A 12,606-nucleotide genomic window follows, 5' to 3' on the forward strand; every position below is an offset into this window, starting at 1 on the left:
CCCTCAGAACCCGTAGAGCCGCGCCGGATTGTCGACCAGGATCTTCTTGCGCACCTCGGCATCCGGCGCCCACACCGGAAGCTGGTTGAGCAGGCGGCCGTCGTCGATCTGATAGAGCGGCGCGATGTCGGTGGGCTTGCGGCCCTCGACGCGGCTCGAATCCGGATGCGGCCAGTCGGTGCCCCAGACGATGCGGTCAACATTGGCCGCGATCAGCGCGCGGGCATAGGGCACCATGTCCTGATAGTCGGGCGCCAGCTTCGACGAGCGATAGGCGCCCGAGATCTTCACATAGGCCTTGCCGGACTTCACCAGCGCGACGAGGTCGGAGAAGCCCGGCTGCTCCAGCCCGAGCGAAGCGTGAAGGCCGCCGAAATGGTCGAACACGACCGGCACCGGCGCCGTCTCGACGAGGTCCTTGATCGCGGAGATCATGGCCAGCGTGGTGTAGAGCTGTACGTGCCAGCCGCGCGCCTTCATGCGCTCGACGGCGGCGGTGAAGCGCGGCCGGCCGACATTGGGGTCGTTGACGCCGCCGGTCGCCAGATTGAGGCGGATGCCGCGGAAGCCGTCCTGGTGCATCGTATCGAGCGCGCTCTCCGGCGTCTTGTCGTCGATCACGGCGACGCCGCGCGCGGTCGCGCCGCGCGCCTTCATGCCGAACAGCGTGGAGGAATTGTCGGTGCCGTAGACGCTCGGCGTCACGATCACCACGCGCTCGATATGCAGCGCCTTGTGCAGCGCCGCCATTTCTTCCGGCGAAGCCGGCTCCGGCGTATAGACGCGGCCAGTGAAGAACGGAAATTTTTCGACATCGCCGTGAATGTGGGTGTGGCAGTCACAGGCATGCGCCGGCACATCGAAATTGATCGGCGTCGCAGGCTGCGCCGCGCGGGCATGGGCTTTGCTGGTCATGGCTACTCCGGCCGCAAGGGAGGCAAGCAGGACGCTGCGTCGGCTGAGCACGATTTCTCTCCGGGTCTGTTTTTTTATCGGCGAGTGGGAGGAGAATATCACATCAGCCGGGTAACCGCTCCGCTTCGCTGCATAGCTGCTCGACAAGCTCCGCAAGCGGACGTGCGCCGTCCACGCGTACGACCGGGCAGGGCAGGCCGGCGAGCCAGGCTTCGTGCTTGGCGAGACTGCGGCCTTCGCGATCGCCGGCTTCGTAATGGGAGGCCCATTCGACGAAGTCTTCGGTCTCGCCATGGCGCCAGCCGCCCGGCGCGACGGCATCAGCGCCGAAATGGGCGGCTTCGCGGGCGCGCAATCGCTTCATACGAATCTCGCGCGGCGCGGTCACGAAGACGACCAGGTCGAAGTACGAAACGAGCTCTTCGCCCCAGCCGGTGACGGACCCGCTCAGCACCCAGTCGAGACGCGGCAAGAACATCTCGTGCATCAGGCGCAGGCGGTCGGCGGCCGGGCGGGTCGTCCGATAGGGCGGCACGGTGGGCAGCCAGAAATAGTCGTCGCTGTCGTGATGCGGCAGCGCAAGCTGCCCCGCGAGCGCACGACCGATCGTGGTCACGCCGCAGCCCGAGGCTCCCATCAGATGGATGCGGCGGCTTTTCATCGGCATCCACCAGAGAGATTTGAGGCTACTGCCCCGACGGCGTGCGCAGGCCGTGCCAAGCGTCGCGGACCTGGTGGTAGTGCACCTCGGGCAGATAATCCGGCGTGTTCAGGTTCAGCGTCTTGACGTCGAGATGGCCGATGGCGCTGAGCAGCGTGTAGGAGGCGATCACGCGGTCGCGTTGCGCGCCGATCAGGCGGGCCTTGGCCTGGATCAGGTCGGCCTGCGAGTTCAAGACGTCCACCGTCGTGCGCTGGCCGCCGGCGGCCTCGCGCTGCACGCCCTGCAGCGCGACGGTGGCCGCCTTCACCTCGGACTCCGAGGCCGAGACCGTGATCTTGGCGCCTTCGTTGGCAACCCAGGCGCTGACCGCCGCCGTACGCGCTTGATTGCGCACCTGGTCGAGCACGAGGCGGCTCTGCGCCGTGATCTCCTTGGCCTGCCGGGTCTGCGCCGCGGCCTGGCCGCCGTCGTAGATCGGCGCGGTGACGTTGGCGACGATCGAAGCCTGGTCCTCGGCGAAGGTGCCGAGCGTCGGGTCGTTGTTGCGGCTTTTGCTGGCGCTGCCCTGGATGGTCGCGCTCGGCAGCAGCGTGCCTTCGGCGATGCGGATGTTGGTGGAGGCGACATCGACGTCGAAGCTGGCGGCCATCACCGCCGGATGCTGGCGGATCGCCATCGTCATGGCGTCCTCGCGGCTCTTCGGCAGATAGCGGTCGACGGCCTCGGCAGGCCTGAGCTGCGAGGGCGCATTGCCGATCACTTGCGCATAAGTGGCCTGGCTGACCGCAAGCGCGACCTCGGCCGCGTTGAGATCGGCAAGGCCACGATTGAGGCGGGCCTCGGCCTGCGCGGTGTCGGTCGGCGTGACGTCGCCGGCGTTGAGCCGACGCTGGGTGACGGAGAGCGTCTCGCGCAGGAAGGCGACATTGGAGCGCTGCGCCTCGACCAGCGACTGGTTGGCGAGAACATTGGTGTAGGCGGTGACCGCATCGAGCAGCACGCCCTGGCCGACGTTGCGGAGCGCTTCGCGGCCCGACTGCACCTGGAGCTCGGCGGCCCGCACGCCGTTGGCGGTGCGGAAGCCGTTGAACAGGCTCTGCGTCACGGTGACGCCGATGATCCAGGGCTTCAGATTGCCGGTCTGGATGGTGTTGTCCGGCAACAGATTGCGCACCGATTGCAGGCCGGCGCTGAGGCTCGCCACGATCTGCGGCCGGTAGCCGGCCAGCGCCTGCGGCACGTTCTCATCGGTGGCGCGCTGGCGCGCACGCTCGGCATTGAGTTGCGGATTGGTCTGATAGGCTTTTGCCAATGCGTCCGGCAGGGCTTCGGCCCATGCCGCGGAGGGAAGGGCGCACGAGAACGCCAGCGTGGTCCATGTCGCAAGCGCATGACCCGCGCTCGATCGACGTCGCGTCACCCCGCGACCAGCTCTGGCGGTACGCCCAATCATGTAATCTCGCTTAACCCCGGCTGTCCGCCCCCGCCGACGATGGCCTCTTAGCTGTTTAGCCAGCCGAGGTCCCGCAGGCAAACTGCCGCGGGCAAAACTCCCATGTATTCCGTGCTTGTTGCAGGCGCGTCACAGGCTGTGCGCGGGAAAGCGCCAGAGCCTTACACCGGCCTGACCGGCTCGTGCGCTACCGGTTCTTGTTCACAGGCTTGCGCTTCTCGATGAACGCCGCCATGCCCTCCGAGCGGTCCTCGAGCGCGAAGGTCGAATGGAACAGGTTGCGTTCGACGCTCATGCCTTCGGAGAGCGTGGTCTCGAAGGCGCGGTTCACCGCTTCCTTGGCCATCGCGGCCGCAGGGCGCGACATCGCGGCGATCTTCTCGGCGGCCGCCATGACCTCGTCCATCAGCTTGTCGGCGGGTACGATACGGCTGACCAGGCCGGAGCGCTCGGCTTCGGCGGCGTCCATCATCCGGCCGGTGAGGCAGAGGTCCATGGCCTTGGACTTGCCGATCGCGCGCGTCAGCCGCTGGGTGCCGCCGATGCCGGGAATGGTGCCGAGCGTGATCTCGGGCTGGCCGAACTTCGCGGTGTCGGCGGCGATGATGAAATCGCACATCATGGCGAGCTCGCAGCCGCCGCCGAGCGCGTAGCCGGCCACCGCGGCGATGGTTGGCTTGCGACAGCGCGCGATGCGGTCGCCCCCGATCGCGGCGAAATCCTCGGAGAACATGTCGATGAAGCCCTTGGGCTGCATCTCCTTGATGTCGGCGCCGGCGGCAAAGGCCTTCTCGTTGCCGGTCACGACGATGCAGCCGATGGCGTCATCGGCCTCGAGATCGTCGACCGCAGCTGCGATCTCGCGGAAGACGCCGAACGAGAGCGCGTTGAGCATCTTCGGCCGGTTCAGCTTGACGATGCCGACCGCGCCGACGCTCTCGACGATGATGTGTTCGAACGTGCTCATGCTCCACCCACGCTTTCGATTGAGCGGGCAATGTGCCCGCTGGCGCGGATGCCTTCAAGGGGGACCGACGCGGGACGCGCGCGGGGGCGCGTCCCGGCGGAACCGGCCATCAGGCCATTAACATGCGCGCGGCGGAGGCCAGGGTCAGCAATGTGCCGACGCCGATGAAGATCTTGCCGATCAGGGAGCTCTGGTCCCAGGCCGAGCTCTGCTGGCTGCTGGCCATCACCGGCGCCGGCCGCGGCTGCGCCTCGGTTGCGGCGATCACCGCCTTCTGGGGCGGCGGGGTCTCCTGCAAGGCCCGATCGATGTCGTTGAGTTGATCGGGCGCGACGACCTGGCTTTCGGGGCTCTCGGCGCTGGTATTATCGGCGGCTGCCTGGACGTTGTCGTTGGCGCGGTTCGTCATCGCGGAGGCTGCCGCGGCAGTCGGCGTGTCGGCGGCGAGCTGCGCATTGGCGTTGGCGACCTCCGGAGCCAGCTGGCTCGAGGCCGGGACCTGACTGTCGGCCTTGTCGTTCTTGGCTTCGTCTGGCTTGGCCGCCGTGTCCTTCTTGTCGGCCTTGTCCTCGGATTTCTGCCCCGTCTTCCTGCTGTCGGTGCGGCGAGAGTCTTGGCGCCGGTGCTTGGCCGTATCGGCCCCTTTGTCGGCGCTCTCCGATTTGTTGCCTGCGGCCGAGTTCGGCGCCGCCTGTGCGAGGCCCCCGGATAGCAAGACAAGCCCGGCCAAAACGATCAGGGCCGCGCGCGCGCTGGTTTTCATCATGTCGACGATCTCCCCAATTCCGCCCGTCCCGGCAGCGAACAGAGACCCCGGGGCGTGACGACAGCGGGGCAGAAAATGGGAATCTTCGGGCTACACCGGGCAAAAACGCGGCAGACCCCTCCCGCAGCCGCCCGCCCGATGCAGGACGCACCGATCGGTGTTAAGAGCCGTCGCAGATGTTTGCGGCCGCATCGGTCGCGCGGCCCGGATCTTGATCACGAATTCGTGATATGTTTGGCGCCCGCGTAACAAATTGAAAGAGCGGCCGAATTGCATGGTGAGGGGCGCGCGTGCGCGGACGTGAGGACGAATGGACCGGCCTGATGCGGTCGGCCATGGCTGGCGATGATGCGGCGTATCATCGTCTGTTGAAGGCAGTCACGCCGGTGCTGCGGGCCGCCGCGAGGCGTGGCTTGGCGCGGGCGGGTCAGCCGCCCGACCAGGCCGAGGATATCGTGCAGGAGATTCTGTTGGCGGTACATCTGAAGCGGCATACCTGGGACAGCGAAGCCCCCTTCGCGCCCTGGCTGTTTGCGATCGGCCGCAACAAGCTGATCGATGCGCTCCGGCGGCGCGGCAGGCGCGTGTTCGTCAACATCGACCATTTCGCCGAGACGCTGCCGGGCGAGGCGCCGCAGGACACCGCTTCAGCCGGCGAGGTCGCCGCCCAGCTCGGAACCCTGCCGCAGCGTCAGCGTGACGTGCTGCAATCGATCGCGGTCGAGGCCGCCTCGATCAAGGATACGGCGGCAAGGTTGTCGATGAGCGAGGGTGCGGTCCGGGTCGCGCTGCATCGCGGACTTGCGGCGCTGACCGCCAAATTGCGGGACCATTGATCATGGACACCGATCAACTCATTCGCTCGCTCGCCGCCGACAATCCGCACCGCGCGCCCCGCGTCGGCGCCGTGCTGAGCATGGCGCTGCTGGTGGCTGCGCCGCTGTCGATCCTGATCTTTGTGACGTTCTTCGGCGTGCGCGCCGACGTCATGAGCGCCATGCGCAACCCGTTCTTCGACATGAAGTTCGCGGTGACGTTGTCGCTCGCGATCCCCGCCATCATCGTCAGCCTTCATTTGTCGCGTCCCGAAGCCCTGCTGCGCGGCTGGGGCTGGCTGCTGCTGCTTCCCGTCGCCCTGCTCGCCGTGGCGATTGGCAGCGAGGCGATGATGGCGCCGGCGATGCCGATGACGATGCGCCTGGTGGGTAAGAACTCCAGGGTCTGCATGGTCGCGATCCCCGCAATGGCGCTGCCGCTGCTTGCGGGGGCGCTGTTCGGCCTGCGCCACGGCGCGCCGTCTCGTCCCGCGCTCGCCGGAGCGCTCGCAGGGCTGGTGTCGGCGGGACTTGCGGCGACCCTCTATGCCTCGCACTGCACCGACGATTCCCCGCTGTTCGTCGCGACCTGGTACACGCTCGCGACCGCGCTGGTGACGGCGATCGGCGCGGCGGTCGGATCGAGGGTGTTGCGGTATTAAAGCATGATCCGGAAAAGTGCGAAGCGGTTTTCCGGAAAGATCATGCGCAACCAACAACCTAAAGCGCGATGACGATTCAAAATCTCATCGCGCTTTAGCGCGCACGGCTTCATGCCGCCGGCGTCGCGTGCAACTGCATGCGGTGGAAGCGCAGCACCTGTTGCGCGGTCGATGAGCGCAGCGCCTCATAGGTGTCGCGCAGCTTCAGCATGTCGGTCTGCGACCCGCCGGAGAGCTTCTCGCGCAAGGCGATGATGGCGCGCACGCTCGACCATTGCATGCCCGCGGCCTTGGCGAGGATCATCACGCCTTCGGTGCGGCTCTCGATCATCATGGTCTCCGCCGTCTCGACCGCGATCCCCGCGAGCGCGGCCAGCGCCGCGTTCGTCTCGTCGAACTTGCCCTGCTCGGCGAAGGTGGCGACCTGGAGCTCGTTGAGGCGGCCGTCCTCGTGCAGCGACTTCACCAGCGCGCGAGCCATCTCCGTCTGTTTCGTCCTGGCGACGGCGCGAACCCGTTGGGCCGCTTCCTCGACGGCCCTCGACACCTCGTCCGCGAGCTTGGGATGCGCAGCCGCGAGCTTCCTGCGCACGCTCGAGGATGCCTTGGCGACCAGCCTCAGATAGTGATGGCGCGGCAGGTCGGGCCGCAGGCCGATGCAGCCGGCGAGGTCGTCGTCGCGCTCGGCGCGGATGACGAGGTCGGCGAGACACTCCTCCGAGAACCGCGCGCCCGGATTGCCGGCCGTCGACTGCACCACGTCCTCATTGCCCCGCGCCACCAGCACGTCGGTCAGCGCTTCCGACAGCGTCCGCCGCAGCGAGATCGCCTTGAGATGCGCCTGGTCCCTGGTGCGCGCAATCTCGACCAATGTTGCCTCATCCAGCCGCTCCGACTTCGACAGCACGGGGCCGGAGACTTCGATCACCTCGTCGAGCGCGAGCGTGCGGATGATCTGCGGCGGCGCAGCCGCGATCGGCGCGAGCCGCTCGGCGAGCAGCGCCTTGGCCGACGTCTCGATCTGCTCGATCAGGCACTGGAACACGTCGTCGAACACGCGGATATGGTCGTCGGAATAGTCGACCGCGTTGCCCACGAAGAGATCGGTGACGCGGCGGAGCGTCTCCACCCGGCGCGCGACGGTGCCGTGCGAGAGGGCAGCCTGCAATTCCTCGAGCAGGCTTTCGGATGGTCGTGCGGAATTGGATCTCATTGCTCTGTCCTGGAGCGGTCGGTCCGGCAGCGGCTTCTGTCGCGCCGGAGCAAAAAGGATCGGTCAGCTCGCTGCAATGCAGTTGCGCCCTTGCGCCTTGGCGGAATAGAGCGCGCTGTCGGCGCGCGCGAGAAACGTGTCGGCAGTATCGACGTCGCGCAGCGTCACGACGCCCGCGGAAATGGTCACCCGCATGCTGGGGGAGAACGCGCCCCAGTTGAGATCGGCGACGATGCCGCGCAAGCGCTCGAGCGTGCGGAGCGCGACGTCACCCGACGTATCCGGCAGCAGCAGCAGGAATTCCTCGCCGCCGTAGCGGCCGAAACTGTCGGCCGGGCGGATGTTGGCGAAAATGGTGATCGCGAAGGTGCGCAACACCTCATCGCCAATGGGATGGCCGTAAGCGTCGTTGATGCGCTTGAACCAGTCGAGATCGATCAGCGCGATCGCGAAGGGCGTGGATGCCCGCCGCGACTTTTCGATCTCGGTGTCGAGAAGCCGCATGATGCAGCGGCGGTTGTAGGAGCCGGTGAGCTCGTCGAGCTCGGCCAGTTCCTCGATGCGCCGATAGGCGGCCTTCAATTCGATGCTGCGCTTGTACAGGATCTTGCGTAACGTGGCGCCGAACAGGCCGAGGAAGGCGCACTGCCCCATCACCAGCACGAAGCAGAGCATCGAGGCGGTCCGCTGCAGCCGGGTCGCGACCGGCAGTCCGATCGGCAGGTCCGATCCCAGGAAAACCACGGTGAGCCCGCAGGTGGCGAGGCCCCAGGTGAGCATGGCCTGGCTCGACGTCATCCGCAGCGTGCCGAACGCGAAGATCAGAAACAATACGGCAAGGAACGCGACCCCGATGGTGGGCACCGCGAGCAGGAACACCAGTTGCAGCGCCATATGCAGCGAGATCTCATAGACGGTGAGGTAATGATCGTCGAAACGGTCGCCGAAACCTGCCTCCGACAGCACCGTGAAAGTCCCGATGATCAGAAGGCCGCCGAGCCAGAACAGCGTCGGAACGGCCATGGAGACCGCGCCGTCATAGGCGTAGAGCAGCAGGACCGCGCCGCCCAGCGAGTAGCTCGCGACCTGGCCGATATACATCTGGCGACGCTGCCAGACGCGGCGCGCCCTGACCTCGGGCGCCGTCGTCTCGGGCGCAAGGACGAGATCCGCGACCTCTGCGGCATTCCTCTCTGGAAAGGACGTCGCGGCCGTACCCATGGTCCCGCCAATGGTGGATGTCAGCGTAAAAACCTACGTGGCAAGCCTTTAGGTTTGGTATCCTTTGAAATCGAATCCGAACCGTGCAGCAGGGAACAAGGCGATCATCTAGCGTGAGAATTTTACCGATGATCACGCATCGTGTGCGCTGCGGTCGAGCCGAAGCGAGGCTTGGCGCGACAAAGGTGGTGCGGGGCTGCTATGGAACCGGATGAGGCCGGGCTGCCTATGTCGGGCAGGCATTCCGCAGGGAATATCGCAGTATTATGGTACCGATTCGGATGAGCGACGCTGACCACCACGGGTGGGACAAGAAAAATGCCCGGATGTGGGGTAGCTCACACAAGCCCCCGTATGACTGCGGTAGGTTCAACAATTTTGCCCCCCACATCGAACCGGCCACCGCATCGACCCGACCAACCTTGCGAGACGGCCATTGAGCGCGACACAGGCGGCTTCAGACGAGATCCTGATCGCCAGGATCGCTCAAGGTGACCGGCTCGCCATGCAGGTGCTGTACGGGCGGCACCATGTCAGGGTTTACCGGTTCGGGCTGAGGCTCGTGCGGGACGAGCAGGCGGCGGAAGACCTCATCAGCGAGGTGTTTCTCGACGTCTGGCGTCAAGCGGGCAAATTCGAGGGCCGATCTGCCGTTTCCACCTGGCTGCTGGCAATCACCCGATTCAAGGCCCTGTCTGCGCTCCGGCGCAGGAAGGATTTCGAGCTGGACGAAGACGCCGCCAACGCGATCGAGGATACGTCCGACGATCCGGAAACGGTGGTGCAGAAGAAGGATACCAGTGAGGCGTTGCGGGAGTGTCTGACGGGCCTCTCGCCGGATCATCGGGAAATCGTCGATCTCGTCTACTACCACGAGAAATCCGTGGAAGAGGTGGCCGAAATCGTCGGGATACCGGAGAACACTGTGAAGACGCGCTTGTTCTATGCGCGCAAGAAACTGGCCGAACTGCTGAAGGCAGCCGGCGTCGAGCGAGGCTGGCCATGATGGCTTTGAGCAAGAAGATGCTGGAGCAAGAGCCCAGTGAAATTGAACTGCTGCTGCCCTGGCACGCTGCCGGCACGCTGAACGCGCGCGATGCGCGCCGTGTCGAGGAAGCGCTGGCGCGCGATCCGGACCTGGCGAAGCAATATGCGGCGATCCGCGGCGAGTACGAAGAGACCATTCATCTGAACGAGAGCCTGGGCGCTCCGTCGGCGCGCGCGATGCAGAAGCTGTTCGCCGCGATCGATGCCGAGCCGGCGAGGGCGAGCGGCTCGCTGCCGCTGTCGGCGCGTATCTCGACCTTCTTCGCGAGCTTGTCGCCGCGCACGCTGGCGTGGTCGGCGAGCCTCGGTGCCGTCGCGCTCGTGCTGCAGGCCGGCATCATCGGCGCCGTGCTGATGAAGAACCAGCCGGCGACCTTCCAGACCGCTTCGCTCTCGACCAGCGCACCGATCACGCGCGAGCTTGGTAGCGCCGCCGCGCCGGCGCGCGCGCTGGTGCGCTTCACCCCCGAGGCGCGCGTCGCCGACATCACCGCGCTGCTCGACAGCTACCAGGCTTCGATCATCGGCGATGCCAAGGGCGGCATGTTCCGCCTCCAGTTCGACAAGGCGATGAGCCAGGACGAGCTCGCTTCGCTGCTCGGCAGGATGCAGCGCGAGAAGTTCGTCAACCTCGCCGTCGCGGCGCCCTAGGCGCGCCGCCGAGCCAATGACGGGCAAATCCGAGAGCAGGGTGCGCACTGGGGCCCGCGCTTCATCCGTCGGCGTTGCGCTTCTGGTCGCCTTCTGTTTCGGCGTGGAGCTTGCGCAGGCGCAGGCGATCATGCGCACGCCGACGATCAGCGTTCCCTCGCGCACGCCGACCGTCTCTCCAAACATCACCCCGCGGGTCAGCCCGAACATCGCTGCGCGCGCGGTGAGCGTTGGCCGCGGCCCGCGGACGATGGCGAACATTCCCACGACGGCGCGCATCCGGCCGACGACGCCGGTGCTGCCCCATGCGCGTTACTCGCCGAATCTCTATCCGGCCTGCACCGCAGCCTATCGCGGTGCCGACGGCGAATGTCTGGCGCAGCCGAACGCGGGCGGCGAGGGCACCGGAAAATCCGGCAAGAAGAGCGCCGGCAAAGGGCGTGGGAACAACACGCCGGTGGTGCTCACCTCGCGCAGCTTCGCAGGCGAATTCGTCGCCGAGATCGACGGCGCGCTGTCGACGGCCGAGGCCGACGAGCTGGCGCGTCGCCACGGCCTGACCCGCCTCGCTTCCGAGAATTTCCCGCTGATCGGAGCCACGTTCGGCCTGTTCCGCATCGCCGACGGCCGGCCCTATGAGACCGTGCGGCGCGAATTCGCGGCCGACGGCAGCGTGCGCTCGCTGCAGCCGAACTTCCGCTACGTGCTCCAGGACCAGAAATCGTCGGCCGCCACCGAGGGCGACCCTGCGCAATACGCGCTGACAAAGCTGCGCCTGCCCCAGGCGCATACGTTGGCGCACGGGGCCAACGTCACGATCGCCGTAATCGATTCCGGCATCGACGCCCGGCATCCCGAGCTCGCCAATTCCGTCGCCGACAATTTCGACGCGCTCGGCAGTGCCGAAGGGCCGCACGTCCATGGCACCGGCATCGCCGGGGCGATCGCGGCCCATGCCCGTCTGATGGGAAGCGCCCCCGAGGCCCGTATCATCGCCATCCGCGCCTTCGGCGGTGCCAATGGCGGTGCGGAGAGCTCGTCCTATATCATCCTGCGTTCCCTGAATTACGCCGCCGAGCACGGCGCGCAGATCATCAATATGAGCTTTGCCGGTCCGAAGGACGCGGTGATCGAGCGCGCGATCGCGGCGACGGCCGCGCGTGGTCTCATTCTGATCGCGGCCGCCGGCAATGCCGGGGCGAAATCGCCGCCGCTCTATCCGGCGGCCAACCCCAACGTGATTGCGGTCAGCGCGACGGATCGGCAGGACAGGCTGTTCTCCGCCTCCAACCGCGGCAACTACATCGCCGTCGCGGCCCCCGGCGTCGACATCTTCCTGCCGGCACCCGACGGCAAATACCAGGTGACGTCGGGAACCTCGTTCTCGGCCGCCTATGTCTCAGGCGTCGCGGCGCTGCTGCTCGAGCGCAACCACACACTCAAGCCGGAAGCGCTGCGCATGACGCTGGTCAAGACCGCACGCGACCTCGGCTCGCCCGGGCGTGACGACCTCTTCGGTGACGGCCAGGCCGACGCGTTTGCCGCCGTCATGGCTGTTCCTGCCGACAGCGCGACGCCGGTCGCTGCTGCCCCCGGTACAACAAAACGTGAAGATGCTCCGAAGCGTCGCGACGAGCCGGGCATACGCGCGATCGAGCAGCCTTCGTTGTCGAGCGCGGAGGATAAATCCGCGGTTTCTCAGGCAGATAGGCCGGCGGCGCGATAGCGGCCGCGACAAAGCTGCGCGACGGGACGGCGTCAAAAAAGCGAACCCCCGGATTGAACGTTCAGCCCGCTGCCCCGACCAACTGATGTGGGAGCGGTCATCCCTCCCCATCAGTCATATCAGGCGCGAGCGCCCATCCACCCCAAGCGCCCATATGGCTCGACCCGTCCGGTTGTCCCCCCGGACGGGTCTCTTCTTTTCAGAGCGTTTTCGAGCGAAGCGGGTGCCGGTTCGCGTGAAGAAAACGCGTCAAGACAAGATTCTGGCGTCCGATTTTTCGAAGCTTCGCATCCGTTCAGCTTGCAGTTGAAGGTCGCCGTGGCCTCGGTCGCCGTCGCGAGCGAGTCCCGCCGCAACTCCGTCATGCTTGTGCGAAGCTTGACTCGAAAACACGGAAAATCACCGCACGACTACGGTGTTTGACGACGAATGCCGCGTCGTTGCTGGACAAGTCAAAACTTTTCCACAAAATATTCATGTCGCGTCTAAATTGATTCGTGTGCGTT

12 protein-coding genes are annotated in these 12,606 nt (G+C 66.3%); 5 read left to right on the forward strand and 7 right to left on the reverse strand.

The genetic code is table 11. The features are described from left to right. Positions 1 to 3: 3 nt before the first annotated feature. The 5 genes from I6F37_RS22760 to I6F37_RS22780 form a co-directional block, all read right to left on the reverse strand. Positions 4 to 966 carry an amidohydrolase family protein gene (locus tag I6F37_RS22760; protein WP_036006044.1) on the reverse strand — a complete coding sequence of 321 codons (963 nt, stop codon included), beginning with the start codon at positions 964 to 966 and terminating at the stop codon, positions 4 to 6. A 52-nt stretch (positions 967 to 1,018) separates the two neighbouring features. Beyond that, positions 1,019 to 1,576, reverse strand: a complete 558-nt coding sequence (locus I6F37_RS22765; protein WP_036006042.1) for a hypothetical protein — start codon at positions 1,574 to 1,576, stop codon at positions 1,019 to 1,021. 25 nt (positions 1,577 to 1,601) lie between these two features. Further along, a complete protein-coding gene (locus tag I6F37_RS22770; protein WP_085968932.1) occupies positions 1,602 to 3,032 on the reverse strand; it encodes a TolC family outer membrane protein in 1,431 nt (476 codons plus the stop codon). Positions 3,033 to 3,219: 187 nt separating this feature from the next. Next, complete coding sequence (locus tag I6F37_RS22775; protein WP_036006037.1) at positions 3,220 to 3,999, reverse strand: enoyl-CoA hydratase; 780 nt, start codon at positions 3,997 to 3,999, stop codon at positions 3,220 to 3,222. Positions 4,000 to 4,108: 109 nt separating this feature from the next. Further along, on the reverse strand, positions 4,109 to 4,765 hold the full coding sequence (locus I6F37_RS22780) for a hypothetical protein (protein WP_225152746.1): 657 nt from the start codon (positions 4,763 to 4,765) through the stop codon (positions 4,109 to 4,111). Between the two features lie 290 nt (positions 4,766 to 5,055). Here I6F37_RS22780 and I6F37_RS22785 point away from each other — a divergent pair, with 290 nt between their 5' ends. Both I6F37_RS22785 and I6F37_RS22790 read left to right on the forward strand, forming a co-directional pair. After that, a complete protein-coding gene (locus I6F37_RS22785) occupies positions 5,056 to 5,601 on the forward strand; it encodes a sigma-70 family RNA polymerase sigma factor (RefSeq protein WP_225152747.1) in 546 nt (181 codons plus the stop codon). 2 nt (positions 5,602 to 5,603) lie between these two features. Beyond that, positions 5,604 to 6,242: an NrsF family protein gene (locus tag I6F37_RS22790; protein ID WP_225152748.1), complete on the forward strand. Its 639-nt coding sequence runs from the start codon at positions 5,604 to 5,606 to the stop codon at positions 6,240 to 6,242. A 109-nt stretch (positions 6,243 to 6,351) separates the two neighbouring features. Here the strand turns inward: I6F37_RS22790 and I6F37_RS22795 are convergent, their stop codons facing one another. Next, positions 6,352 to 7,455 carry a DUF2336 domain-containing protein gene (locus I6F37_RS22795; RefSeq protein ID WP_225152750.1) on the reverse strand — a complete coding sequence of 368 codons (1,104 nt, stop codon included), beginning with the start codon at positions 7,453 to 7,455 and terminating at the stop codon, positions 6,352 to 6,354. 63 nt (positions 7,456 to 7,518) lie between these two features. Further along, positions 7,519 to 8,676: a GGDEF domain-containing protein gene (locus I6F37_RS22800; protein WP_225152752.1), complete on the reverse strand. Its 1,158-nt coding sequence runs from the start codon at positions 8,674 to 8,676 to the stop codon at positions 7,519 to 7,521. A 436-nt stretch (positions 8,677 to 9,112) separates the two neighbouring features. Here I6F37_RS22800 and I6F37_RS22805 point away from each other — a divergent pair, with 436 nt between their 5' ends. Genes I6F37_RS22805 through I6F37_RS22815 form a run of 3 tightly spaced genes read left to right on the forward strand, consistent with a single transcriptional unit; the run spans position 9,113 to position 12,100 of the window. Further along, positions 9,113 to 9,682, forward strand: coding sequence for a sigma-70 family RNA polymerase sigma factor (locus I6F37_RS22805; protein ID WP_036006024.1), 570 nt, complete (start codon positions 9,113 to 9,115; stop codon positions 9,680 to 9,682). Further along, positions 9,679 to 10,374 carry a hypothetical protein gene (locus tag I6F37_RS22810; protein ID WP_036006022.1) on the forward strand — a complete coding sequence of 232 codons (696 nt, stop codon included), beginning with the start codon at positions 9,679 to 9,681 and terminating at the stop codon, positions 10,372 to 10,374. Before I6F37_RS22805 ends, I6F37_RS22810 begins: the two co-directional genes overlap by 4 nt. Positions 10,375 to 10,390: 16 nt before the next feature. After that, positions 10,391 to 12,100, forward strand: a complete 1,710-nt coding sequence (locus I6F37_RS22815) for a S8 family serine peptidase (RefSeq protein WP_225152754.1) — start codon at positions 10,391 to 10,393, stop codon at positions 12,098 to 12,100. Positions 12,101 to 12,606 lie beyond the last annotated feature (506 nt).

Origin of the sequence: Bradyrhizobium sp. NBAIM08, from assembly GCF_020193935.1 — a bacterium.
Lineage (GTDB): Bacteria > Pseudomonadota > Alphaproteobacteria > Rhizobiales > Xanthobacteraceae > Bradyrhizobium > Bradyrhizobium yuanmingense.